This window comes from Pseudomonas sp. GW822-FHT04H02, from assembly GCF_058800645.1.
Window position 1 is genome coordinate 378598 of the sequence record NZ_JBXAMM010000003.1, and the last position, 23097, is coordinate 401694.

General features: G+C 59.7%; 24 protein-coding genes and 1 tRNA gene. 12 read left to right on the forward strand and 13 right to left on the reverse strand.

Annotated elements, in window-relative coordinates:
• Positions 1-11 precede the first annotated feature (11 nt).
• The 6 genes from flgE to AC1RMG_RS14010 all read right to left on the reverse strand — a co-directional run bounded on the left by flgE (position 12) and on the right by AC1RMG_RS14010 (position 5038).
• The gene (gene flgE / locus AC1RMG_RS13985) at positions 12-1355 is read right to left on the reverse strand and encodes a flagellar hook protein FlgE (protein ID WP_011062740.1); all 1344 of its coding nucleotides are present in this window, start codon (positions 1353-1355) and stop codon (positions 12-14) included.
• Positions 1356-1384: 29 nt separating this feature from the next.
• Entirely contained in the window at positions 1385-2113 is a 729-nt protein-coding gene (gene flgD / locus AC1RMG_RS13990; protein ID WP_011062741.1) for a flagellar hook assembly protein FlgD, read from the reverse strand.
• A 15-nt stretch (positions 2114-2128) separates the two neighbouring features.
• On the reverse strand, positions 2129-2572 hold the full coding sequence (flgC, locus tag AC1RMG_RS13995) for a flagellar basal body rod protein FlgC (RefSeq protein WP_011062742.1): 444 nt from the start codon (positions 2570-2572) through the stop codon (positions 2129-2131).
• A 3-nt stretch (positions 2573-2575) separates the two neighbouring features.
• A complete protein-coding gene (gene flgB, locus AC1RMG_RS14000) occupies positions 2576-2983 on the reverse strand; it encodes a flagellar basal body rod protein FlgB (protein WP_011062743.1) in 408 nt (135 codons plus the stop codon).
• Between the two features lie 251 nt (positions 2984-3234).
• A complete protein-coding gene (cheR, locus tag AC1RMG_RS14005; protein WP_011062744.1) occupies positions 3235-4062 on the reverse strand; it encodes a protein-glutamate O-methyltransferase CheR in 828 nt (275 codons plus the stop codon).
• Between the two features lie 43 nt (positions 4063-4105).
• Positions 4106-5038, reverse strand: coding sequence for a chemotaxis protein CheV (locus AC1RMG_RS14010; RefSeq protein ID WP_011062745.1), 933 nt, complete (start codon positions 5036-5038; stop codon positions 4106-4108).
• Between the two features lie 75 nt (positions 5039-5113).
• On the opposite strand from AC1RMG_RS14010, the gene flgA reads away from it, so the two are divergent.
• The 4 genes from flgA to AC1RMG_RS14030 all read left to right on the forward strand — a co-directional run bounded on the left by flgA (position 5114) and on the right by AC1RMG_RS14030 (position 7703).
• Positions 5114-5875, forward strand: a complete 762-nt coding sequence (gene flgA / locus AC1RMG_RS14015) for a flagellar basal body P-ring formation chaperone FlgA (RefSeq protein WP_011062746.1) — start codon at positions 5114-5116, stop codon at positions 5873-5875.
• 151 nt (positions 5876-6026) lie between these two features.
• A complete protein-coding gene (gene flgM, locus AC1RMG_RS14020; RefSeq protein ID WP_011062747.1) occupies positions 6027-6344 on the forward strand; it encodes a flagellar biosynthesis anti-sigma factor FlgM in 318 nt (105 codons plus the stop codon).
• A 48-nt stretch (positions 6345-6392) separates the two neighbouring features.
• On the forward strand, positions 6393-6860 hold the full coding sequence (locus AC1RMG_RS14025; protein ID WP_011062748.1) for a flagella synthesis protein FlgN: 468 nt from the start codon (positions 6393-6395) through the stop codon (positions 6858-6860).
• A 96-nt stretch (positions 6861-6956) separates the two neighbouring features.
• Complete coding sequence (locus AC1RMG_RS14030) at positions 6957-7703, forward strand: flagellar brake protein (RefSeq protein WP_123431321.1); 747 nt, start codon at positions 6957-6959, stop codon at positions 7701-7703.
• A 60-nt stretch (positions 7704-7763) separates the two neighbouring features.
• Here the strand turns inward: AC1RMG_RS14030 and AC1RMG_RS14035 are convergent, their stop codons facing one another.
• Positions 7764-9137, reverse strand: a complete 1374-nt coding sequence (locus AC1RMG_RS14035; protein WP_011062750.1) for an MFS transporter — start codon at positions 9135-9137, stop codon at positions 7764-7766.
• A 72-nt stretch (positions 9138-9209) separates the two neighbouring features.
• Complete coding sequence (locus tag AC1RMG_RS14040; protein ID WP_169892267.1) at positions 9210-10451, reverse strand: glutamine synthetase family protein; 1242 nt, start codon at positions 10449-10451, stop codon at positions 9210-9212.
• A 319-nt stretch (positions 10452-10770) separates the two neighbouring features.
• On the opposite strand from AC1RMG_RS14040, the gene AC1RMG_RS14045 reads away from it, so the two are divergent.
• A complete protein-coding gene (locus tag AC1RMG_RS14045; RefSeq protein WP_161466145.1) occupies positions 10771-11715 on the forward strand; it encodes a LysR family transcriptional regulator in 945 nt (314 codons plus the stop codon).
• Here AC1RMG_RS14045 and AC1RMG_RS14050 read toward each other — a convergent pair.
• Both AC1RMG_RS14050 and AC1RMG_RS14055 read right to left on the reverse strand, forming a co-directional pair.
• A complete protein-coding gene (locus AC1RMG_RS14050; RefSeq protein WP_493169438.1) occupies positions 11703-12392 on the reverse strand; it encodes a sensor histidine kinase in 690 nt (229 codons plus the stop codon). The genes AC1RMG_RS14045 and AC1RMG_RS14050 overlap by 13 nt on opposite strands.
• Positions 12389-13993: a tetratricopeptide repeat-containing response regulator gene (locus tag AC1RMG_RS14055; protein ID WP_015636670.1), complete on the reverse strand. Its 1605-nt coding sequence runs from the start codon at positions 13991-13993 to the stop codon at positions 12389-12391. The genes AC1RMG_RS14050 and AC1RMG_RS14055 overlap by 4 nt, the downstream gene beginning before the upstream one ends.
• A gap of 538 nt (positions 13994-14531) precedes the next feature.
• Here AC1RMG_RS14055 and AC1RMG_RS14060 point away from each other — a divergent pair.
• The 3 genes from AC1RMG_RS14060 to AC1RMG_RS14070 are packed head-to-tail and all read left to right on the forward strand — an operon-like array spanning position 14532 to position 18755.
• Positions 14532-16856: a hypothetical protein gene (locus tag AC1RMG_RS14060; protein WP_492575165.1), complete on the forward strand. Its 2325-nt coding sequence runs from the start codon at positions 14532-14534 to the stop codon at positions 16854-16856.
• Positions 16847-18088 carry a hypothetical protein gene (locus AC1RMG_RS14065; RefSeq protein ID WP_123472880.1) on the forward strand — a complete coding sequence of 414 codons (1242 nt, stop codon included), beginning with the start codon at positions 16847-16849 and terminating at the stop codon, positions 18086-18088. The genes AC1RMG_RS14060 and AC1RMG_RS14065 overlap by 10 nt, the downstream gene beginning before the upstream one ends.
• Before the next feature lie 7 nt (positions 18089-18095).
• On the forward strand, positions 18096-18755 hold the full coding sequence (locus AC1RMG_RS14070; protein WP_072442765.1) for a DUF1266 domain-containing protein: 660 nt from the start codon (positions 18096-18098) through the stop codon (positions 18753-18755).
• Between the two features lie 287 nt (positions 18756-19042).
• Here AC1RMG_RS14070 and AC1RMG_RS14075 read toward each other — a convergent pair.
• Positions 19043-19119: transfer RNA gene (locus AC1RMG_RS14075), tRNA-Arg, on the reverse strand.
• Positions 19120-19253: 134 nt separating this feature from the next.
• On the opposite strand from AC1RMG_RS14075, the gene AC1RMG_RS14080 reads away from it, so the two are divergent.
• The gene (locus AC1RMG_RS14080) at positions 19254-19652 is read left to right on the forward strand and encodes a hypothetical protein (RefSeq protein ID WP_230493578.1); all 399 of its coding nucleotides are present in this window, start codon (positions 19254-19256) and stop codon (positions 19650-19652) included.
• 23 nt (positions 19653-19675) lie between these two features.
• Positions 19676-19855, forward strand: a complete 180-nt coding sequence (locus AC1RMG_RS14085) for a PA3371 family protein (protein WP_041119533.1) — start codon at positions 19676-19678, stop codon at positions 19853-19855.
• Here the strand turns inward: AC1RMG_RS14085 and phnN are convergent.
• The gene (phnN, locus tag AC1RMG_RS14090) at positions 19830-20411 is read right to left on the reverse strand and encodes a phosphonate metabolism protein/1,5-bisphosphokinase (PRPP-forming) PhnN (protein ID WP_123431326.1); all 582 of its coding nucleotides are present in this window, start codon (positions 20409-20411) and stop codon (positions 19830-19832) included. The genes AC1RMG_RS14085 and phnN overlap by 26 nt on opposite strands.
• A 379-nt stretch (positions 20412-20790) precedes the next feature.
• On the opposite strand from phnN, the gene AC1RMG_RS14095 reads away from it, so the two are divergent.
• Positions 20791-21117, forward strand: coding sequence for an Arc family DNA-binding protein (locus AC1RMG_RS14095; RefSeq protein WP_003204761.1), 327 nt, complete (start codon positions 20791-20793; stop codon positions 21115-21117).
• Positions 21118-21226: 109 nt separating this feature from the next.
• On the opposite strand, the gene mgtE is transcribed toward AC1RMG_RS14095, so the two are convergent.
• Positions 21227-22669: a magnesium transporter gene (mgtE, locus tag AC1RMG_RS14100; RefSeq protein ID WP_011062760.1), complete on the reverse strand. Its 1443-nt coding sequence runs from the start codon at positions 22667-22669 to the stop codon at positions 21227-21229.
• 226 nt (positions 22670-22895) lie between these two features.
• On the opposite strand from mgtE, the gene AC1RMG_RS14105 reads away from it, so the two are divergent.
• A partial coding sequence (locus tag AC1RMG_RS14105; RefSeq protein WP_493169442.1) for a hypothetical protein occupies positions 22896-23097 on the forward strand: 202 nt, incomplete at its 3' end.

Genomic DNA, 23097 nt, shown 5'->3' on the forward strand with positions numbered 1-23097 from the left:
GCCAACCAGCATCAGGTCATCTGGATGATGGTCTGCATGATGGTGCTCTGGGTGGAGATGGTCTTGGCGTTCGCCTGATAGTTGCTCTGGGCCTTGATCAGGTTTACCAGTTCGTTGGTCAGGTTGACGTTGGACTCTTCCAGGGAGTTGGACTGAATCGCCCCCAGGGTGCCAGTCTTCGGCGCGTCATAACCAGGAATACCGGACGAGTAGGTCTCTTTCCACTGAGTGCCGCCTACCGGCTGCAGGCCCTGCTCGTTGGTGAAGCTGGCCAGGGAGATCTGACCGATCGGCTTGGTCTGCTCGTTGCTGAAGTTGGCCAGCATCACACCGGTGCCATCGATGGTCAGGCTGCTGATCTGGCCAGTGGAGTAGCCGTTCTGCGCGATCACCGAGCGGGTGCTTTCGCCAAACACCGAACCGGTTTTGGTCATGTCGATGCTGACACCGTTAGGTGCAGGCTTGGCGCCATTGGGAGTGAACACGCCGTTAGTGACGGTACCCGGGGTCCAGGCCGCAGCCGACATGACAATGCTGTTACCGGTAATGGTATACGGCGTGGTCCCAGGCGCAGCTGGCGGGGTCATGCTGCTGAGCTTGCCCGACGAGTCGAACTTCATGGTGATCGGCGACTGGTTGGCCATGGTGAACGCAGTACCGTCCGGGTTGCGACCATCAATCAGCGTGTAGGTTTGCCACTCATTGGCGTTCGGCGTCTTGATCATGTACTGATCCATGACGTGCTTGTTGCCCTGGGTGTCATACACAGGCGTGCTGAACTGCTTGGTGTAGGTGGTGTTGTCGGTCGGATTGAACACATAGGCCGGAGTGGTCGCACCCACATCGATCGGCGTCGAATCGGAGTTCAGGTTGATCGTCGAGGAGATCGAGTCGGTTGGCTTTGGCGCCAGGTTCGAAGTATCGATCCGCAGGTCGGTCAGCACACCGTTGATGATCTTGCCGTTGGCATCGACCGCATAACCTTGCAGGCGGGCAGTGCCGTCACTGTTGGTGATGTAGCCTTCCTTGTCGGTCTTGAAGGTACCGGCACGGGTGTAGGTCAGGGAGCCATTGGTACTCAGCACGAAGAAGCCCTGGCCCTGGATGCCCATGTCCAGCACATTACCGGTGTTGTTGATATCACCGTTGGTGAACTGCTGGGAAACGTTGGCCAGGCGCACACCGTTACCAATCACCTGGGTACCGCTGCCCAGCTTGGTGGCCGAATAGACGTCGGCGAATTCCGCACGGGAGGATTTGAAGCCGGTGGTAGCGACGTTGGCGATGTTGTTGCCGGTAACGTCCAGCTGTTTGTTGGCAGCGTAGAGACCGCTAAGGCCGATATTGAAAGACATATTCCACTCCTTGTGCCGGTTAGTCGGCTCTAGATACCAATGGTTTGTACTTTGGACAGGGCAATCGGGCTGCTCATGCCGGCGAGGTTCAACATCAACTCGCCGCCGGTTTGGCTGATGGTCACGCTATTGACCGTGGCCGGCAGGTAGGTGATCAGATCAGTGCCCTTGCCATCGATGGTGGTGCTGGCCTTGAAGGTGTAGTTGCCCGGATCCGCCTTGGTGCCGTCAGTCTTGGTGCCATCCCAGACAAAGCTGGCGTTGCCGGCCTTCTGGCTGCCCATGTCGATGGTCTTGACGGTATTGCCGTCCTTGTCGGTGACGGTCACGGTGACCGAGTTCACGCTGGATGGCACGGTGACCGAGCCGGTCATGCTCTTGCTGGTGTCGACCTGGGTAGTGCCGGTCTGCACGATGACCGAGCGCCCCACCAGGGACGAAGCCTGCAAGGCCTGGGAAGACTTGTAGTTACCCGTGATCGCATTCACCGAGGAGTTGAGGGTGGTGATGCCTTCCAGGGTGGAGAACTGCGCCAACTGCGCAACGAACGCACTGTTGTCCTGCGGATCCAGCGGGTTCTGGTTGTTCAGCTGGGTTACCAGCAGCTTGAGGAATGCGTCCTTGCCCAGGCTCTGTTTGCCGGTGGCGCTGTTGGTCGCCGCGGCCAGGCCGTCGGCGCTGGTATTGCTCGTCGTTTTCGACGAATTCGCCAGGATATCCTTGAGGGATGGGGCGTTGGTGGTATCAGTAACGCTCATGGTCTTCGCCCCTTATCACTGACCCAGGGTCAGGACCTTCTGCATCATGGTTTTGGCGGTGTTCATCATTTCAGCGTTGGTCTGGAACGAACGGCTGGCAGAAATCATGTCGGCCATTTCTTCCACCACGTTGACGTTGGGGTAGTAGACATAACCCTTGGCATCAGCGGCGGGATGGTTCGGCTCGTAACGAGCTTCGAGGTTGCTCTGGTCTTCGACCACACCCAGTACCTGCACGCCCTGGCCGGCAGCGTCCTGGTTCTGGAACAGCGAGTCGCTGCCGCCGCTTTGCGCACCCTGGAACATGGTGGCAAACACCGGGTGACGAGCGCGGTAGGTCTGGTCGATGCTCGACGAGACGCTCTCGGCGTTGGCGATGTTACTGGCGACGGTGTTCAGACGGGTGGTCTGGGCGCTCATGCCACTACCGGCAATATTGAAAACACTGGCGAGGGACATGGATTACTCTCCGCGCAGGGCTGCTACCAGCCCTTTGAATTTGCTGTTGAGCAGCGTGAAGCTGGCCTGGAAATCCACCGAGTTCTGCGCGTAGCTCGATTGCTCCAGCTGGGCGTCCACGGTGTTCTGGTCGATCGAAGGTTGCATCGGGGTGCGATACAGCAGCGACTCATCACCACTGCTCAAGCCCTGGGCTTCGATATGCCGGTTGTTGGTCATGTTCAACGCGAAGGTACCGTTCTGGGCCTTCTGATTCTGCTCGGCAAGCACGGCAGAGAAGTCCAGGTCCCGAGCCTTGTAGTTCGGGGTATCGGCGTTGGCGATGTTGTTGGCCAGAACTTCGGCACGCTTGGCGCGAAAGCCAAGGGCCTGTTCGTGGATACCGAGCGCTTTATCGAAGCTGATGCTCATGGCGGAAACCTTTGGGTGACCTGATTTTTCGTAACTCGGATATAGCAAGCTGCGTGCCAAGTCATCAAACCCCGTATTTCAAGGGTTTGCCGGCGACGGCAAGGCGGCAATGCCAGAAAAGCGGCAATGGATTTCCGCGAAACACCGGCAAAGCGGCAACCACTCTGCCGCTTTCAGCCGGCGCGCCAGATAATTGCAGGCACAAAAAAGGAGGCCCAATGGCCTCCTTTTTCGGTACGACGATCTGCTGGCTACTTGGCCTGGTAGATGATGCCCGGACTGCATTGCACCATCTGATAATGATCCGGCAGCCCATTGAGGGCTTCGGAAGCCCCCAGGAACAGGTAGCCGCCAGGCTTCAGGGTGCTATGAATGCGCATCAGGATGTCCTTCTTGACCTCCGCCGAGAAGTAGATCAACACATTGCGACAGAACACGATGTCGAACTTGCCGAGACTGGCGTAGCTGTCCAGCAGGTTGAACGAGCGGAACTCCACACGGCTCTTGATCGGCGCCTTGACCACCCAGCGCCCCGGCCCCTTGGGGTCGAAGTAGCGCTGCAGGCGCTCGGCCGACAGGCCACGCCCAATTGCCAGGCTGTCATATTCACCGGTCTTGCAGTTGTTGAGCATGGTCCCGGACAGATCAGTGGCAACGATCTGCACCCCCATCTTCAACTGCCCCATGTTGCTACGCTCGAACTCATCGATGGACATCGACAGCGAGTAGGGCTCCTGCCCCGACGAACAGGCCGCCGACCAGATGCGCAAGCGTTGGTTGGGGCTGGCCTTGATGGCTTCGGGAAGCACCTTGTTCTTCAACACCTCGAATGGGTAGGTGTCGCGAAACCACAAGGTTTCGTTGGTCGTCATGGCATCCACGACCATCTCGCGCAAACCACTGCGGGGCTGGGTCTGAATCCGCTGGACCAGCTCACCCAAGGTTTTTATCCCTTGCTGCTCCATCAGTTTGTTGAGACGGCTCGAGACTAGATATTGCTTATTTTCCCCGAGCAAAATACCACAGGCTTTTTCCAGGAAGACCCGGAACTGTTCAAAATCCAAATTACCCGTAGACAATGCTGCCGCCTCTTAAATCTTATGTCCGCCAGGGCGAGTGCCCTTAGCTGTGATCTGCTGCTTTGATCCGGTCGACTACCCGGGATGCCAGGTCATCAGGGCGGAACTTGGCAAGGAAGTCATCGGCACCGACCTTCTTCACCATCGCCTGATTGAACACCCCTGACAACGAAGTATGCAGGATGATATGCAGCTTTTGCATGCGTGGATCATTACGTATCTCGGCCGTGAGGGTGTAACCGTCCATTTCGGGCATCTCGATGTCGGAAATCATCATGAGGAATTCCTCTTCCGGCTTCTTGCCCTCGTCCACCAGTTTGCGCAAGTAATCCAGCGCTTGCCGGCCATCATTCAATGCCACTACCTCGACACCTACGGTTTGCAGGCAACGGGTGACCTGTTTGCGTGCCACCGACGAGTCATCGACGGTCAGCACCCGCAGGGAAACAGCCTTGTGCTGGGTTTCGACATCCACCACTCCTGCCGAGATCGCCTCCGAGGTCGGCGCGACTTCCGCCAGGATCTTCTCCACGTCGATGATTTCCACCAACTGGTTGTCCACCCGAGTGACCGCCGTCAGGTAGTGATCGCGTCCGGTCCCCTTGGGCGGCGGATGGATCTCTTCCCAGTTCATGTTGACGATGCGCTCCACCGAGCGCACCAGGAAACCCTGGGTCTTGGTGTTGTACTCAGTGATGATGACGAACGGATTGCTCTGGTCCTGCAGGCCACCAGAACCCGTAGCCATTGCCAGATCCAGGATCGGAATGGTTGCCCCTCGTATATTCGCGACACCGCACACCACAGGACTGGATTTGGGCATCAGGGTCAGCTTAGGGCATTGCAGCACCTCGCGAACCTTGAATACGTTGATCCCGTAGAGCTGCCCACCGTCCAGACGGAACAGCAACAACTCTAGTCGATTCTGCCCAACCAATTGCGTGCGCTGGTTCACCGAATCCATTACACCAGCCATGCCCAGACTCCCCAAAGCTTTAAGATCCGACGCACGCTCATTGCTAAACGGCACGGCGCTTGCTTTTTAACTGTTATGAACGCCAAAACGACATTTTTCCGACGCCTGACATCCCGCTACCGCACTTTGCTGTGCGGGCTGTCGGCTCTGTGCATTTTAAACCCCGGCAACCCTGCCGTTGCTGATTCGGTCACCCTGCCTGATCTTCTTATCGGCGTCACTCAAGGGTTTCTTGAATTCACGGTAGAAGACTACCTGGCCACCAGTCAAACGGAAGGTCGCTATGAAATCCAGGTCAACCAGCTGGACCCGCGCATGCGCATGCCCAATTGCGACAAGGAATTGACAGCCAACCTGGAAAGCCCGGCCCAACCGCTGGGGCGGGTCACCGTCAAAGTGCGCTGCGAAGGCGCCTCGCCATGGACGGTATTCGTGCCGGCGCAGGTCAAGCTGTTTCGCGAGGTGGTCACCACTGCACGCCCGCTCAAGCGCGCCGGCATCATCGAACCGGAAGACGTGGTGCTGCGCGAACGGGACATCAGCCAGAACAATCAGGGCTACCTCACCTCAGTGGACCAAGCCATTGGTCAGAAACTTGTCCGACCAATGGTCGCCGACCAGCTCGTTACCCTGGCCCATCTGGAGCAGGCGGAAGTCGTGCGCAAGGGCGATCAAGTGGTGATATCGGCACGCAGCGGCACGTTGAATGTACGGATGCCGGGCGAGGCGCTGTCCAACGGCGGCATGAGCGAACAGATCCGGGTCAAGAATCTCAATTCGCAACGAGTGATCAAGGCCCGCATCACGGCGCCAGGGCAAGTGGAAGTGGCCATGTAGATAGCTGGCGCTCAAGCCGTGCGTTCCCTAAACTGTGGCCGATAAAGGGTCGCAGATACCTGACCTGGTTTGTCGACAATCGAGCCTAAAGTTTTTCAGGGTATGGCCGAAAACATGGCAAGCGTCCAAATACCCAGAGGTTTACTTCATCATGGTCATCGACTTCAGCCGTTTAAACAGCTCCCCTTCACTGACAGGCAGTACGCGTACCAGCACCAGCAAGGAAACCGGTGATGCCGGCAAATCCACGCCGCTGACAACCGCCGCCGAGACCAGCAAAAGCGGGGAATCGGTACACCTGAGCAATGAGGCTCAACAGTTGCAGAAAGTCACTGACAAGCTGCGTGATCAGCCTGCCGTCGACAAAGCCCGGGTGGCCGAGTTGAAGCAAGCGATTGCCGATGGCAGCTATAAGGTCGACAGCAACCGCGTAGCCAGCAAACTGCTTAACTTCGAAGCCCAGCGCTAGCCCCAGGCTTGCGCCAGGCTTTTGGACGCTTAATCCCCAAGGCCAGCCATGCACGACACCAACCTACTGCAATTGATCAACGATGACCTTGCTCCAGCGCAACACTTGCTGGAGCTGCTACGCGCCGAGTCTATTGCCCTCCACGGCCGCGACATGCCGCTGCTGGAAGACATCCTGGCGCAGAAGCAAGCCTTGGTCATTTTGCTGGAACAGCATGGCCGTAAGCGCACGCAAATTCTTGCCAGCCTGAACCTGCCGACCAACCGCGAGGGGCTCGAGCAACTGGCCAGCCACTCCAGCCTGGGCGCGCAATTGCTCGAACAGAGCAATGTCCTGACCCAATTGCTTGCCGAGTGCCAAGCTGCCAACGAGCTCAATGGTCGCTCGATCCAGATCCAACAGGCCACCACCGCCAACCAGCTGAAAATCCTCAATGGTGGCGAACCTCCTGCCCTATACGACGCCCGCGGCTCTACCTCAATGCTTGCGAAGCCACGCCCACTCAGTCAGGCTTAAACCCAAAAAATGAGCGCGCGCTACCAAGCCGTGAAACATGCTGGCAAAATGCTGGCTCCTGCGTGTAGTTGTATTTTGTCTGGAGATTGATGAACCGTGTTCAACGCCTCAAATGCGGAAGATACTCCGCAGCCACCCAAGGTGCTCACCACTGCGTTGGAGATATCTTCCAACCTGCGGTTGCTGCAAGAGAGCCATGACCCGCTGATCATCACTTTCCACGAGCGTAGCCAGCGCTTCCAAAGCTATCTGGTGGAAGTGGACCGCGATAGCAACATGATCGCCCTCGACGAAATGATCCCCCGCGACGGTGAACGCTTCCTGCTCGCAGGCGAACCGTTTCGCGTTGAAGGCTTTCATGAAGGCGTACGTATCGCCTGGGAAAGCAACGGCTTGCCCACCCTCGACGAATCCAACGGCGGCCGCTGCTACCGCACCACCCTGCCGGACGAAGTGGTCTACCACCAGCGCCGCAACGCCTTTCGTGCCGCCCTGAAGCTGGCACAACTGGTAGACATCGAACTGAGCGGCGAGAAACTCAAATCGCCCCTCAGCGGCAAGCTGCTGGACATTTCCGCCACCGGCTGCAAATTGCGTTTCGACGGCGATATTTCCTCACGCCTGCAACTGGGCCAGGTTTACGAGCGCTTTATCGCCGCCCTGCCCTTCGGCAGCATGACGGCCCCGGTGGAACTGCGTTACCTGCACCACGAAGAACGCATCGACACCACCTTTGCCGGCGTACGCTTCCACAACATGAGCGGCCTGGTACAGCGCCAGGTCGAACGCTTCGTCTATCAACTGCAGCGTGAAGCGCGGCGCTTCGATAAAGACGACATCTGATTCAAAGGCATCAATGAAAACGGGCAGTGCCTTGCGGCAACTGCCCGTTTTTTTTTGCGCCTAAGGCCTGGCCCCGCTGAGGTGTTCCCGGGCGCACTCCTCGGCAGGCGGTTCGTCCGCAGCCTGCGGAGTATCCGGTACAGACTCATCAGGCGCAGCTTCCGGCGCGGGCGCGCTCTGCATCTGGTCCTGAACCACCTGTTCGTCAACCCGCGGGTCCAGAGCCGCCACCAACGGTGAACTGGACATGCTGTCCGGCATCGCCACGTGATGCAGTGGCGCATCGTCGACCTGATGCAGATTGGTCACGGCCTTCGGCCGAATCCGCCAGACCAGCACCAGTGCAAAGAAACTGAAGAAGGCGTAGAGCATTTGGCTACCGAACAACTTCATCAGCACCCCTGCCGCCAAAGGACCAATACTCGCACCCACGCCATAGGTCACCAGCAGCATCGCCGTCAGCGAGACCCGTCGATCCCCTTCCACATGGTCATTGGAGAACGCCACCGCCAGTGGATAGAGACAGAACTGCACCAGGGAACACAGGAAGCCCAGAACAAACAGGACCTCCAGCGGCACCGAAGGCAGGATCGCCAGGGGCAGGGCCACCACTGCCAGGAACAAGGCAAAACAGCGGATCAGCAGCGCCCGGTCATAGCGGTCGGACAGCCAGCCCAGCGGCCACTGCACCACCAGCCCGGCGAAAATGCAGCTACCCATGAACAGACCCACCTGCTCGGTGCTCAAGCCCTGTTGCGAGGCATAGAGCGGCGCCAGACCGTAGAACGAACCGACGATCAGCCCCGAACCCAATACCGTGCTCAGCGATTGCGGTACACGCTTGATAAAGAAGCGCGGCTCCATGGGTGCAGGGCGCAAGGGTGCCGGGTGAATGCGCCGGGTCATGGCCACCGGCACCAGGCACAGGGCAAAGCACAGCGCCACCAGCATCAGCAGCTCCAGGCCCAGGGCCGGGTGCATGACCAGTATCAACTGCCCCAGCACCAGGCCCAGGTAAGAGGCAATCATGTAGCCGCTGAACACCAGCCCGCGCTGCTTGGCGTCGGCCTGCTCATTGAGCCAGCTTTCGATGACCATGTACTGGCACATCATCCCCAGGCCCACGATCATCCGCAGCACCAGCCAGGCCGGCAACCAGTCCACCAGGCCGTGGCCCAGCACTGCCGCGCCGACAATCCCGGCACAGGTGGCGTAGGCACGGATATGCCCGACCCGGGCAATCAGTCGGTGCCCCAGCTTGCCCCCCAAAACCAGGCCGAAATAGTTGGCCGCCATCAAGGCCCCCACCCATAGCCCGTCGACATGATCGGCGGCCAGGCGCAGGGCCAGATAAGTGCTGAGCAGGCCAGAGCCGATCAGCATCATCAGCGACGCGAAATAAAGCGCTCGAAAGGATTTCCAGATTTGGCGCATCGGCGTTCCGAGCGGCTCCTTGAATGAGGTATCGAGCCCCGGCAAACCGGGGCCCGACCAGCGACGGTTCGGTTATGCCTGGGCCGCTAACACACGCCGCTCCCAGGGAGTAATTTCATCAAAGAAACTGGTCAACTCCATGGTCTTCGAAGCGATGTAGCCTTCGATGAACTCGTTGCCGAACAGTTCCCTGGCCAACTGGCTACGTTTCAGACGCTCCAGGGCCGCATGCAAGGTACAGGGCAACGAAAGATTGTCCGGCACTTCGAACTCACCCTGGATGGCAGCGGTTGGCTCCAACTCGTTCTCGATGCCATGCAAACCTGCTGCCAGGCTCGCGGCGATCGCCAGATAAGGATTGGCGTCCGCCCCCGGCAGACGGTTTTCCACCCGTCGCGCCACCGGTGAACTGGCCGGAATCCGCAGGCCTGCGGCCCGGTTGTCGTGGGACCAGCACGCATTGTTCGGCGAAGCGTAAGGATGACACAAGCGCTGATAGGAGTTCACATTGGGGGCGAACAAGGCGGTGAAGTCGGCGAGGCCGGCCTGCAGGCCGCCAATGAAATGCCGGAACATCGCCGTAGGTTGCCCGGCGTCGTCACTGAAAACGTTACGGCCGTTACCCATCTCCACCAGGCTCTGGTGTATATGCATCGAGCTGCCCGGCGTGTGAGCCAAGGGCTTGGCCATGCAGACCACGATCAGGCCGTGCTTGAGCGCCACCTCCTTGAGCAGGTGCTTGAACAGGAAGGTCTGGTCCGCCAACAACAGCGGGTCACCGTGCAACAGGTTGATTTCGAACTGGCTGACGCCCATCTCGTGCATGAAGGTATCGCGGGGCAGGCCCAGGGCGGCCATGCCTTCGTAGACCTCCTTGAAGAATGGCCGCAGACCATTGTTGGAACTCACGCTGAACGCCGAATAGCCTTCCTCCCGGCGCCCATCCAGGCCGACCGGCGGCCGGAAGGGCTGCGCTGGATCGTCATTGGCCGCGAACACGAAGAACTCGAGCTCGGTGGCCACCACCGGCGCCAGGCCCAGGGCGGCATAACGGGCGATTACCTGCTTGAGCTGCCCACGAGTGGAGAGCCGCGAACTCTCGCCGCTGAGCTCATCGGCGTCACAGATAGCCAGCGCTCTGGGCGTTTCGCTCCAGGGCAGGCGGTGGATCTGCCGGGGGTCGGCATTGAGCGCCAGGTCGCCGTCGTCGCTGCCGTAGAAACGTGCTGGCGGATAACCGCCCATGATGCATTGCAGCAGCACCCCCCGCGCCATCTGCAAGCGCCGCCCTTCGAGGAACCCCTCGGCGGTCATTACCTTGCCCCGCGGCACGCCATTGAGATCCGCGGTGACACATTCGATCTCATCAATGCCCGTCAATCGCTCGGCGAGTGAACTGTGGCCATCGGTTGTCATGACTCAATCCTTGTTGTTATACGAGCCGCGAACGGCGACCCGTACAAAATACGCACCACCCGTTCAGGATTTCAAGCAGGCGTGAGTAAAATCCCCGGCCCTGCCCCCACTGGCGGGGCAAGCAGGCCGCCAGCCTTGTTACAGGTCCATGGTGTCCATCAATCAGGACAAGGGAGTAGGCTCGACACGTCGCCTACGCCAACTTGAGGGAGCGCCCATGCTGGGAAGCCTTGCCGATATTGATTTGCGGATGCTGCGGGTGTTCTGCGCCATCGTTGATGCCGGCGGGTTCACCGCAGCCCAGGCACGGCTCAACACCAGCCTGTCGCGACTGAGCGTGGTGGTCCGGGACCTTGAGGAGCGCCTGGGCTACTCCCTGTGCAGGCGCGGCAGCAGCGGATTTCAGCTGACCGATCAGGGCCAGGAGCTGTTCGAGGCAGCACAGTTGCTGTTCGCCGACATCGAGCGCTTTCGCCAGCACGCCAACCGCCTCGGCCCCATCACCCGCGAGCAGTTGCAGATCGGCAGTGTCGACAGCCTGATCAGCCTGCCCTATGCCCCCCTGTCCCTGGCCCTGGGCCATCTGCGCCGGCGCCTGCCCCAGGTACGGCCGAACCTGCACCTGATGCGCCCCGACGAACTGGAACAGGCCGTGCTCGATGAACGCCTGCACCTGGCCATCGGCGCTTTCCACCATCAACTGTCGGGGTTGCACTATCAGCACCTGTTCGAGGAGGAACAGAACCTCTACTGTGCCAGCAGCCATCCGCTGTTCCCGCGCACCGACGAAACACTGACCCTGGAAGATATCTGCGCCGCCGACTATGTGAGCCGGGGCTACATGGCGGAGCACCAGCGCCCCCATGACCTGCACTTCAACCAGAGCGTCAGCGCCTACGCCATGGAGGCCATCGCCACGCTGATTTTCTCCGGCACCTACCTGGGTTACCTGCCCAGCCACTATGCAGCGGCCTGGGTGGCCAAAGGCCAACTGCGCGCCTTGCTACCCGAGCGCCTGGCCTACCGCTCGCACTTTCACTGCATCACCCGCCAGGGCCAGGAACCCAAGGTCGCACTGGCAACCTTTCTGGAATGCCTGGCCCTGGCCGGGCGGCAACTGGGCGAGGCACACCTTCAACCACTCGCGGCTCAGGGCAAGTAGAGCTTGAACAACCCGCCGCCCAATGGGCCGCCGTTGCTGATCCGAGTGTGGCCGCACACGCCATTGCGCTGATGCAATTCGGCAATGCGCCCGGCAAAGTACAGGCCCAGCCCGGTGCTGCCGCTGCTTTGATTGATGCCCTGCACATAGTCGGCCTGACGCTCGATCATCCCTTGGGGATAGCCTTCGCCATCGTCGTTGATGGACAGCACCACCTGCCCTTCCTCATCACTGACGCTGATCAGCAGGGCATGACGTGCATGGCGAATGGAATTGTTGATGCAATTGGCCAATACCGAGGCGATCAGCTCACGATCGAAGAACCCCAGGGGGCTTAGCGGATCGACTTCATAGGCGGCGGAAATGCCACGGCTCTTGAACACGTCCTGGTGGCTCACCAGTTGCGCTTCGATGAAGTCATCCAGTTCGTGGTAGGCCGGCTGCAACGGCAGCTGGTTGATCCCCAGCTTGTACAGCCCCAGCAGTTGCACCAGCATGCCGTTGAGGTGGGCGAACTGATAGTCGATCACCCCCTGCTCTGGCGCATTCTGCTGCTCGGGCAAGCGCGCCAGCCACTGGGCGTGAGCCTGCATCAGCATGGCCAGGGAGTTCTTCATGTCATGTACGGTGGAGGCGATCACCGTGGAAAAGTCGAGCACCTGTTGCTTTTCGATCATTGGCCAAACGCCTTGCTTCGCAGCTTCTGATAGCGCGGATAACGCGCGTCGGTATCGGGCATCATGCCCACCAATTTAAGGCACGCCCGGCATTCTTCCAGGAGTGCCGCGTCCGGATTGGCGTCGGCGCCGTGCAGCAGCGACTGGGCCATGTTCAGGGCAATACTGATGTTCTTCGGTTGCATGGCCAGGGCCTTGCGGAACAACTCCCGCGCTTCCGCGAGGTTGCCGCCCTTGTAGCTGCGCACGCCCTGACGGTTGATATCGGCGGCGGCATTGGAAGAACTGAGGATAGTCGGGTCGTCGGTCAGCTTGGCGATGTTCTGCATGACCTTCGGATCGTCACCATAGATCTCCGCACAGTTCTTGAGCATCGAAGCACCGGCACTGGCCTGCCCCAGCATCTGCAGTTGCTTGGCCACCAGCAGCGCCGCTTCGGGGCTCATGAACTGCTCCATGCCGTCCAGGCGCAACAGCGCCTGCTCGGTGAGTTTTTCCGCGGTCTCGGCATCATTGAGCAACAGGCTCGTGGCCTTCATCAGCCGCGCGCGAATCTGCAGGCCCGGGTCAGTGGGATTCTCCTTGGCCACGGCACTCAGGGTCTGGTTGATTTCCAGCCGGGTGCGCGTGTCCAGGCCCCTCTCGCTGCCCTTGCTGATCAGGGCATGGGCCAGCCCGAGGTTGCTTTCCGGGTCCTTGAAACGCGACTGCGCGCCCTGGGACACCGCTTGGCGATAGGCCCGGGAGGCGCTGTCAAAGTCTTCGTTGGCCATGGCCAGCTTGCCCAGCAATGCCTGGCGCCGCACGGCCAGGGGAGAAAGGCGCACCGCCTCTTCCAGCACGTTCTGGGCCCGCTGGGTATCGCCTTCGGCTACCAGCACCTCTGCCAGCCCGTCATAGAGGCCCGGCATCATCGGAAAGGCCTTCAAGGCCTTTTCATAAACCGCCTTGGCCTCGCCAACCTGCCCGCGCTTGAACAGCAGGCGCCCCAGCCCGACGTAGGCCCAGGGCAGCGGCCGGTCCGCCAGGATGCTGTTGTACAGGCGCTCCAGGGCCTCGTTCTGATGCATGTCGCGCAGGGCATCGGCGCGGTAGCGCAAGCATAACGGCGCGTAACGCGGGTCCTGCTTGCACAGGGCGATGCAGGCGTTGAGCACCTCCACCGGCTTGCCCCGGTCAAGGGCCTGGAGAATGGGTTTGAGCAACGTCTTGCGCTGCTGCAGGCGCTCCAGGCGCTGGGCCAGACCGGAGCGGTTGAAAGGCTTGGTCAGGTAGGCATCGGGCTCATGCTCCAGGGCACTGAGCACCATGGCCTGGCTGCTCTCGGCGGTGACCATGAGGAACACGCTCTCATGGCTGATGAGCTTTTCCAGCATCAGGTCTTCGAGCACCTGCTGGCCGTTTTTCTTGCCGTCGCCCAGGTGATAGTCCTGGAGGATGAAGTCGTAGCGCTTCTGCGCGCACATGCGCAGGGCCTGCTCGCCAGTGTCGGCGGTGTCTACATCCTTGACGCCCAGCTCACGCAGCATCGAACGCACCGAACTGCGGAAGTCCGAGAAATCATCGACGATCAAAAAGCTCTTTTGGTGGTACGCCAGCATCGAAGATTCCAGGCAAGTAAGAAGATCAATCCAAAGACAGCAGGACCCACCCGGCTTCGCAGCCTGTTTTTGGCGCGCAGATAATAGCTGCTGGCCACGGGCTATCAAGCACTTTCCGGTCGGCCTGTGATCCAGGCCGCCACTTGGGAACACAATTGTCCACTGAGGTTATCGGCCGGATTACGCATTCCCTTATAGCCGACGGGCGGCATTTCACCGCGGATTACACAAGTCTCGACCAGCCCGTGTACTCAGCCGTAAAAGAGGCCCGTTTGCACGCTCAAACCTTGGATTCTGAAACATCACCTGATAGCGTGCAGCGCCTCACAGCCTCGATCGTTTCTTGCCGGAAATGCCCCTGCATCGCAGAGGGTCTGCCGCGCAATAAAGGGTCCATCAGTCGCAAGCGTCTCAGGCTTGCGACCCGGGTGTCGAAGGATCGGCATGACACCCCACGGAGGTACCAACGACGAGGAAGTGCCGGTCTGCCAGGCAGTGCATCACGTGATGCGCAGGTCATTATCAAATGGAGTTAACGATGGCGCATAACAGCAGTGCGATAACCGGCATTGAACTGGAACAGTTCATGGACCGCCTGGAGGCGCAACAGCAAGAACAGGAAACCGATGCCCTGCTGGCTCAGTTGCAGGCACAACCGCTGCAGGCCGACTCCCTGGCGTCCATCGACCGCCTGCACACCCTGTGGATGCAGGCCGGTGATTCAGCGGCAGCCCGGGCCGTCATCGATCGGGATGGCGACGCTCTTGTACAAGCCGCCCCAGAGTCGGCCCGCGCCGAGCTGATGATGAACCTGGCTATCCTGCGCCTGCGGGTCGCCAACTACCTCGATGACGAGCCAACCCTGATCGAAGTGCTCGGACAGCTCGAACAGATGGCCACGCAAACCCTGGATTTCAATGTCGAGCATTACCGCCGCTATCGGATCTTCGACGATCTGGAACGCGCTAGTTGTGAAATAGCACTGAAAACCATCGAAGTGCGCTACGCCCTGACCTTGGGCAACCCTGCCCGCGCGGCCCTGCGTGCCTGGGATGCCGCCGATCAGTATCAGCGCCGCGCCCGAGTCCTGGCCTACCACGACCGCAATGAAGAGGCCCGTAGTGCAGCCCTGGAGGCGGTCAACGCCGTACGTACCGCCGGCCCGGACCAGGATATCGATGAAGGCGACTGGCTGTGGTTGGGCAACTCGCTGATCGAGATCATTCCGCTGCGCCTGGCACTGTTCGAGCAACCCATCGCGCAACTGACCGCTGGCCGCTCCCTGCCCCAGCGCCGCGAATGGGAAGTGCGCACTGCACGCTTGGCGGCCCGCGCCCTGCACGCCCAGGGCGACCTGGCCGGCGCCCTGAAGATCTGCAATGCCGCAGCCCTGAGCCTGGATTCCGACGGGGGCAACAACTTTATCGAATACGAATTGCCCTGGCTGATGGAAGCTGGCCGCATCGACGAAGCCGGATTTCGCGCATTCATCGATGTCTATGACCGGCAAACCGAGCTATGGCCAGCCACCGCCCGCCTGGTACTCGATCGCCTGCAGGACCCTGATGAGCGCAGTGCCTGGTGGCCGATTTGCGTGATGCGTGCCTGTATCACCGAGGAAGTGCTGCAGAGCTTCCTGCAAGCACTGCCAAGTATCGAAACCAGCGAGTCTGCCACGCCACTGCTGGCCGCCCTCTCCCTGGCCATGGAGGACCTGCAAGCTGGCGACGCGCTGTATACCGAAGCTCGTGCAGAAGCGGTGCGTCGTGCGCCCGATCACCCCTGGATCACCCGCCTGGCAGCCGTGCATGACGCTGAGCACGGCCTGATCGATGCGGCCACTGAAGTCAGCCTGCTGCAAACCGCCATCCAGGCGGGCCGCATGCAAGACAACCGCAGTGCGTTTTCGCTGTTTGCCGCTCGGATCAACAGCCAGGGGATTATCGAGGCACTCAAAGCGCCCAAGCCCGTCCTGTCCTGCGGCAAGCACGCCTACAACTACGCACTGGGCATTGAAGATCTGGCCGAAGCAGAAGCCGACAAATTGCCCCCGGACGCCCGGGACCAGGCCTATGCGTTGCTGCGCGAAGCCCAGAGAGATGCCTACGAGCAGGGCCAGGCCCATATGGAGCGCTATTTCGCCAGCGGCAGCGGCCACCCCTACGATGCCTGCGCGCACCTGTATTCCATGCTCTGCAACAACCTGGCGATCAACTACCGCTACTACAACCCGATTCGCTACGAAGACGCCATCGAACTGCATACAAGGGGCATCGCCGCCAGCCCGTTCGCCGAACACTACAACGGGCTGCTCAGTGCGCGTATCAGCCTGGAGGATCTGCCCGGCATTATCGATGCCGCGGAACAGCTTTGGCATTATTCGGCCGAGTTCGGCTACAGCCGCCACAACCCGGATGAATACGTAGCCTCGGTGGCGTACGCCCTGTACAAGCTCGATCGCGACAATGAGATCCTCATCTGGCTCGAACGCCTGCTCAAGTGGCAGGAAGAGCAAGGCGTCAGCGATCAGCAACTCGACAGCTCGGCGCTGTTTGCCCGGATCCAGGTCGCACGCTACCTGGCCCATGCCCATCCGGACAACGCCGACAGCCTCTGGCAGCGTTACCAGCCGGCGGTACTGTCCCTGAACGAGGTCTCGGTCATGTCCGCCTCGGTGGACTTCCTCAAGGCCCGGGGGCGCGCCGCCGAAGCCATTGACTACTGCGCACGCACCCTGGCCCTGTGTGCCCCGGACGATGACTACGACATCCGGTGCCGTGCCCGGATCGAGCAAATTCTGAGCGAGCTGCAAGCCCCGGCTCAACCGGCTGGCAAGAAAAACTGGTGGCAGATATGGAAGTAAGCGCCGACAAGCGCAGCCCCAGCTACGCCCCGCGCAACCTGCTCAATGCCGATGAACAGAAACGCGGTATCACCCAGCGCAGCCAGCAGCGCAGGGACGAGCAAGCAGTGCAGGGTTGGCTGTTGAACCACTTCTATCGCCATCTGGTAGGCAACTTCGAACCGGCACGACGCATCCAGTCCCTGGATGACGCCTGTACGGCCCTGGGTAGCGACTCGGTGCCGGCCTGGGTGAACGGCTATTTCGAGCGCGCTGCCAAGGCGCAATCCGAAGACCCCGCCAAAGCCCTGGCGCCCCTGGTCTGGATCGACCCGCAGGAGCCGCAGCTGCTGCACCAGGAAGCCCAACTGGTGGAGTTCCTGACCTCACGCAAAGGCACGGCTCTTGAGGGCAAGCTGGATCGCATCACTTGCCCGCAAGCGCTGGCATTGTGGGAAAGGGAGCATGCACAAATGGCGGCCCGGGTCGATCAGGGATGGCGCCAGAGCTCTGCCCAAGCCCTGACCGTGACCCTTACCTGTGCCGAGCACACCTGGGTCGAACTGCGCCCGCAAAGCCCGCTGTTGCGGGCCGAGATGGCTTTTGAAAGCTACGTGATGCGCCATTGCCTCGGGCAGTTCGCCGACCGTCGGGCCCTGACCGGCGGCTACGGAGAGCGTTACGCCGAAGCGGTGGAACAGCAGAGCATGCGCGTGTTCAGCCTGCGCGATGCTCAAGGCCAACCCCACATCACCGTCAGCCTGATCATCCAGGACGACGGTGCACTGACGGTGGAGCAGGTCAAAGGCAAGCAGAACCGCCCGCCCGTCGAACGTTATTTCCACGACCTGCTGCGCTTTCTCAACACCCTGGGTACCGACCAACAGACCCCGGCCGACTGCATTGCCATCGGCATAGTGCGTACCGAGGCGGGTTGGCTGCGTATCGAAGAAGTCAGTGATCCTCAAACCCAGACCCGTCTGGTGGCCCGTTACCCACAGTTGTTCCGACGGCTGGAAGCCCCTTCGGCCATGGTCGAGTGGCTGGTCGCGGCACGCCAGTCCGACCTGCTGCTGGAGGTCGCGCCCCAGGCGCCGACCGTCAAGTACGCCACCCGTCACATCTTCAAGAAAACCCCCTTGCCACCACGTCAGGCCGAGGACCCGCAGTATCGGACCGAAGGCGTGCCCTGGTCAGATATGTCCCCATCCCTGGCCGAAGAAATCAGCACATGGCAAAACAGAAGCAGGTAATACGCAGATGATGACGGTAATTGTCGTGCTATTCGGCGCCTGGCTGGGCTGGCGTCACTTTCGCCGCCCGTCGGGAACATCCCTAGTGGTATTCACACCACGTAAGCGTTGGGCACTAACACTGGCACAACCCATGGTCGATGCCACCGGAATGACCGGTTTCTACGACCCCGATACCACCCACTTCATGGATCAGGCGAAAAGCACCCTGCGGGCCTCGTTGCTGCACCAGATCGGTTTTCGCAGCAACGCCACCGACGACGAAGTCTGCGTCCACCTCAATGGCACCCTGGAGCGCCAGTGGTTTCGTATTGACCTGCATGGCCTGAATCCCAGCGACGACCCGCGAGCAGCCATGGCCTTCGCCTGCGTGCGCAGCGCATTTTTTGTCCGTTGCGCCATGTTGATGAGCTGGCTCGAACCTGAAACAGGGTGGCGCATCATGCTGCTCAACGCCCAGCGGGCCCAGGACTGCTTCAACGATTGGGAAGACTTCGGCAAGGCCTTCATGCTGGGCCGCCAGCAATGGATAGCCGCATTCAGAGCCGATTCGCTGGGAACTTCATTCAATGAAGCGAAGCTGAGCCAGTTGCTTGCACCCGGCAGCGGAGTGTGGGCAAGCGTCGACTGGAAGGGATTGCCGGCGCTCTGTCCGGTAGCGGATTGACATTTCTGGCCCTGGTGACAAGCAGCCAGATCAGCAAAACAACGTGAATCCTTGCAGGCCATCAAAAACACTCACTGTGGCCCTATTCACAAGCACGTAGCCCCACGCTGGTCAGGCTGTCACCAATACAAGAAAAAGAGCCCGTTGTTTAACGTGCCCCTCGGATAGACGAAATCAAAAAAGCCCCGCCCGAGGATCGCCCGGTGGGGCTTTTCTTTATTCTTTCGCTCCGGGGTCCAAGAACAGATCAACCGCGCAGGGATCAGCCCAGAAAGATACGAATTATATGGTGTCCCAGGGCAGGTTCGAACTGCCAACCTTCCCCTTAGGAGGGGGATGCTCTATCCAATTGAGCTACTGAGACAAAACAGCGAGCGCCATTGCGGCACGGCGCGAAGGACGGCGTGCATGTTAACGGCCAAGGCTGCATTTGTCATGTGATCCATAGGGCTTTTTGCAGGAAGCATCAGGCTCGCCCCGCTGCTTCGATGCCGCGTCGTGCAAATTGCATCACTGCAAAAAGCCATCATTGCAAAATGCAATTCAAGAGACTTTAAAAATCAGCTCAACATATTGTTTTTAAAGACTTTATCGCCAGGTAAACTCTTGGCACGCAGGCTGCTTAATCAGTGGATAAACACTGAGGAGATGCCGCCCATGAATAGCGCTCTGTTGCTCTTGAATGCGATTGCCATCGCCGTATTGGCGGCCTTTCACTTTCAACCTGCAGATGACGCTGCCCCTGGCGGGACATCCTTCGCCCATTACCAGCAACGCCTGGCACCCCAGCTGGCAGTCATGAACACCCAGATTGAGCCTGGCTCAGTGACCCGGGTTACCCAGGGAAAAGCCTCGCAACAGCCAGCCGCCGCACCCACTGAACGCTGGGTATTTTGAGACCGAGACTACAGGAGCCATTTATGTCCACCGCCGCCAAAAGCCTGCTTGTTCTGACGCTACTCAGCGCCATTGCCGCTGTGTTCCTGCCTGAAGAACCTCTGGGCAGCGCGCCACTGATCATCAGCGGCTCACTGTTCGGCCTGTTCCTGCTGGCACTGCTGGCTGGCCGCAAGATCAAGTTCGACCCTGTATTGCGCTGATACCGTGCTCTTGCAATATGCCTAAGAGGCGACTCAAGGTAACCTGCAATTCGGCAGAATTATCCAGGCGAACCACTCCCTCCTCATCCAGCCAGCCGGCATGGGCAAACTGTTCATTACGCTGCAGGCGCTCTTCTATCTCCGGCAGGCTTTCCCTGGCCCGACGCAGCAAGCGACGGCGTAATACTTCGTTATCAACCGTCAGAACTATCGGAATCAGATCGGGATACCGAGCTCGCGCCCTGGACAGATAGCCTCTGGACCCGTTGACCAGGACATTGCGCCCCTGCGCCAACCAGCTATCGATCACCACGGGAATCCCATAACCCAGGCCATTGGCCTGCCAGAACAAAGCGAAATCCCCCCGGCCTACTCGTCCCGCGAACTCCTCGGCGGTGACCTCAATCGCCTCCTCTCCCACCGACTCGGCAGAGCGCGTGATCACCCTTCTTGCCACTTCACAGCCCAACGCACTTAAAGGCTGCCGGGCCGCATCAATCAGGCTATCCTTGCCGGCCCCTGAAGGCCCCATCAAGTAGATCAACCTACCCGGCATGGGTGGCTGCTCCGCAGAGCACAACTAGTAAATCGGCCATTTGCCACTATCCTCTGACAGGTAGGGATTACACTTTCACCCGCATAGCATGCACCTTCGTCGGTGCACTGACACTCCCGCAGGATGGGAGAATGCGGCCAGCAACGCGGACCCGACGAACTTTTCAAACCAGTCCGCATTTCTGATAATTGGTGCTGGCATAACGCCTTTATCCAGTTCAATATTTGTCACAGAATTGACGCCAAGGATCTGGCAATTTTGAGGCATGATGCGGGCCTCTTAACAATTCAGGTTGAACATTTGGCATTCAGGCTTGTCCTAAAAGACAGCCCGCGGCCAATTCCGAGAACCGCTCCCCCTGAACTAACCGGTTAAATATATGCGCCCATTGAAACAGGCAATTTATTCCAGCCGTACGGCTGACAAGTTCGTCGTACGTCTACCCGACGGGATGCGTGAACGCATTGCCGAGGTGGCTCGCAATCATCACCGCAGCATGAACTCCGAAATCATCGCGCGCCTGGAACAGAGTCTTATTCAGGAAGGCGCCTTGGGTGAAGAGCTGAGCATGCGCCTGGACAGCCCCGAACTGTCCTTGCATGAGCGCGAACTGCTTCAACGTTTCCGCCAACTCTCACATCGCCAGCAAAACGCTTTGGTTTCGCTGATCGCCCATGACGCTGAAATGGCCGCAGACGCCACCTGATTGCATCTCGCAAGCTCAAGCCAGCCTAGTCGCTGGCTTTTTTTTGCCCCGCCAAAAGCAGCGAAGCGCCATTTAGGCGCTTCGTCGGTAACCAACAGGGAAGAACGGCTCAAAGCAGGAAAATGGTCGCCAGGCCGAGAAAGATGAAAAAGCCGCCACTGTCAGTCATGGCGGTGATCATCACGCTAGCGCCCATCGCCGGATCACGCCCCAGGCGCGCCAGGGTCATGGGGATCAGAACTCCCATCAGCGCCGCCAGCAGCAGGTTCAAGGTCATGGCAGCAGTCATGACCACCCCCAGCGACCAGCTCCCGTAGAGCATGTACGCCACGACACCGATCACCCCACCCCAGACCAGGCCATTGATCAGGGCTACGGCCAGCTCTTTACGCATCAAGCGCGAGGTGTTGCCAGTGCTCACCTGGTCCAGGGCCATTGCCCGGACAATCATGGTGATAGTCTGATTACCCGAGTTGCCACCGATACCCGCAACGATGGGCATCAGGGCCGCCAACGCCACCAGCTTTTCAATCGAGCCCTCGAACAGCCCAATCACCCGGGACGCGACAAACGCGGTAATCAGATTGATCGCCAGCCAGGCCCAACGGTTGCGCAGGGATTTCCAGACCGAGGCGAAGATGTCTTCCTCTTCCCGCAGACCGGCCATGTTGAGGACTTCGGTCTCACTTTCCTCACGAATCAGGTCGACCATTTCGTCGATGGTCAAACGACCGATCAACTTGTCGTTCTTGTCGACCACAGGGGCCGAAATCAGGTCATAACGCTCAAACGCCTGAGCCGCGTCGTAGGCATCTTCATCCGGATGAAAACTCACCGGATCACTGGCCATGACCTCGGCGACCTGCTTGTCCGGGTCATTGACCAGCAGACGCTTGATCGGCAGCACCCCTTTGAGCACGCCGTCGTAGTCCACCACGAACAGTTTGTCGGTGTGGCTTGGCAATTCTTTCAGACGACGCAGATAACGCAGGACCACTTCCAGGCTGACATCCTCGCGGATGGTCACCATCTCGAAGTCCATCAGCGCACCGACCTGCTCCTCATCATAGGACAGCGCGGAGCGAACGCGCTCACGCTGCTGGCCGTCGAGAGCCTCCATCAGCTCATGGACGACGTCTCGCGGCAGCTCGGGGGCCAGGTCAGCAAGTTCGTCAGCGTCCATCTCCTTGGCGGCAGCCAGGAGCTCGTGATCGTCCATGTCGGCGATCAGGGTTTCACGTACGGAATCGGATACTTCGAGGAGGATGTCGCCGTCACGCTCGGCCTTGACCAACTGCCAGACGGTCAGACGCTCTTCCAGAGGCAAGGCTTCAAGGATGTAGGCAACGTCAGCAGAGTGCAGATCATCGAGCTTGCGTTGCAACTCGACGAGGTTCTGCCGATGGACCAGGTTCTCGACCCGGTCATGATGATGGCCTTCCTGACGGTGCGTCAGGTCTTCAACTACCCGCTGGCGCTGCAGCAGCTCGACGACTTGAGCCAGGCGGTCTTGCAGGCTTTCCTGCGTTTTCTTTACTTCTACTTCGGTCATAGGCGAACTCCACTCCCAGCAGAGGAGCACGCCGGAAGGATCAATCAGTCAGTTCATGATTGTTAAAACGGGATACTGAGTAACTACTGGGTAAGTCCATGGAGGTATTCCACAAGCCCCGGCGGGGCTGACGGGCGCAATCATACACCGCTTGACGGTTTTAAACGTTAAAAAATCGCGGCAAGAACAAGCGCTTGCGGCATAAAGCTGAGCAACGTCCGAATCTATGAGACTGCGACGCCTCGACAGAAAAAGAAAACACACAGCACAGGAAAAAAGTCGGAGAGACAGACTCACAGGCATTGCATTCGACTTCCGCCGGGCAAAGCCGTTCCAGCCCAGGAGGGCAAAAGAGATAAAGGAGGATAAAAAGGCAGAAAGCAAAAAGCCCGCATCTTTCGATGCGGGCTTCCTGATGTATGGTGCAC

Excerpts from the sequence above, each read along its gene's own strand:
- flgE (WP_011062740.1), bottom strand. The coding sequence starts at position 1,355 with ATGTCTTTCAATATCGGCCTTAGCGGTCTCTACGCTGCCAACAAACAG.
- flgD (WP_011062741.1), bottom strand. The coding sequence starts at position 2,113 with ATGAGCGTTACTGATACCACCAACGCCCCATCCCTCAAGGATATCCTG.
- flgC (WP_011062742.1), bottom strand. The coding sequence starts at position 2,572 with ATGTCCCTCGCCAGTGTTTTCAATATTGCCGGTAGTGGCATGAGCGCC.
- flgB (WP_011062743.1), bottom strand. The coding sequence starts at position 2,983 with ATGAGCATCAGCTTCGATAAAGCGCTCGGTATCCACGAACAGGCCCTT.
- AC1RMG_RS14010 (WP_011062745.1), bottom strand. The coding sequence starts at position 5,038 with ATGGCTGGTGTAATGGATTCGGTGAACCAGCGCACGCAATTGGTTGGG.
- flgA (WP_011062746.1), top strand. The coding sequence starts at position 5,114 with ATGAACGCCAAAACGACATTTTTCCGACGCCTGACATCCCGCTACCGC.
- flgM (WP_011062747.1), top strand. The coding sequence starts at position 6,027 with ATGGTCATCGACTTCAGCCGTTTAAACAGCTCCCCTTCACTGACAGGC.
- AC1RMG_RS14025 (WP_011062748.1), top strand. The coding sequence starts at position 6,393 with ATGCACGACACCAACCTACTGCAATTGATCAACGATGACCTTGCTCCA.
- AC1RMG_RS14035 (WP_011062750.1), bottom strand. The coding sequence starts at position 9,137 with ATGCGCCAAATCTGGAAATCCTTTCGAGCGCTTTATTTCGCGTCGCTG.
- AC1RMG_RS14040 (WP_169892267.1), bottom strand. The coding sequence starts at position 10,451 with ATGACCGCCGAGGGGTTCCTCGAAGGGCGGCGCTTGCAGATGGCGCGG.
- AC1RMG_RS14045 (WP_161466145.1), top strand. The coding sequence starts at position 10,771 with ATGCTGGGAAGCCTTGCCGATATTGATTTGCGGATGCTGCGGGTGTTC.
- AC1RMG_RS14050 (WP_493169438.1), bottom strand. The coding sequence starts at position 12,392 with ATGATCGAAAAGCAACAGGTGCTCGACTTTTCCACGGTGATCGCCTCC.
- AC1RMG_RS14055 (WP_015636670.1), bottom strand. The coding sequence starts at position 13,993 with ATGCTGGCGTACCACCAAAAGAGCTTTTTGATCGTCGATGATTTCTCG.
- AC1RMG_RS14060 (WP_492575165.1), top strand. The coding sequence starts at position 14,532 with ATGGCGCATAACAGCAGTGCGATAACCGGCATTGAACTGGAACAGTTC.
- AC1RMG_RS14065 (WP_123472880.1), top strand. The coding sequence starts at position 16,847 with ATGGAAGTAAGCGCCGACAAGCGCAGCCCCAGCTACGCCCCGCGCAAC.
- AC1RMG_RS14070 (WP_072442765.1), top strand. The coding sequence starts at position 18,096 with ATGATGACGGTAATTGTCGTGCTATTCGGCGCCTGGCTGGGCTGGCGT.
- AC1RMG_RS14085 (WP_041119533.1), top strand. The coding sequence starts at position 19,676 with ATGTCCACCGCCGCCAAAAGCCTGCTTGTTCTGACGCTACTCAGCGCC.
- phnN (WP_123431326.1), bottom strand. The coding sequence starts at position 20,411 with ATGCCGGGTAGGTTGATCTACTTGATGGGGCCTTCAGGGGCCGGCAAG.
- AC1RMG_RS14095 (WP_003204761.1), top strand. The coding sequence starts at position 20,791 with ATGCGCCCATTGAAACAGGCAATTTATTCCAGCCGTACGGCTGACAAG.
- mgtE (WP_011062760.1), bottom strand. The coding sequence starts at position 22,669 with ATGACCGAAGTAGAAGTAAAGAAAACGCAGGAAAGCCTGCAAGACCGC.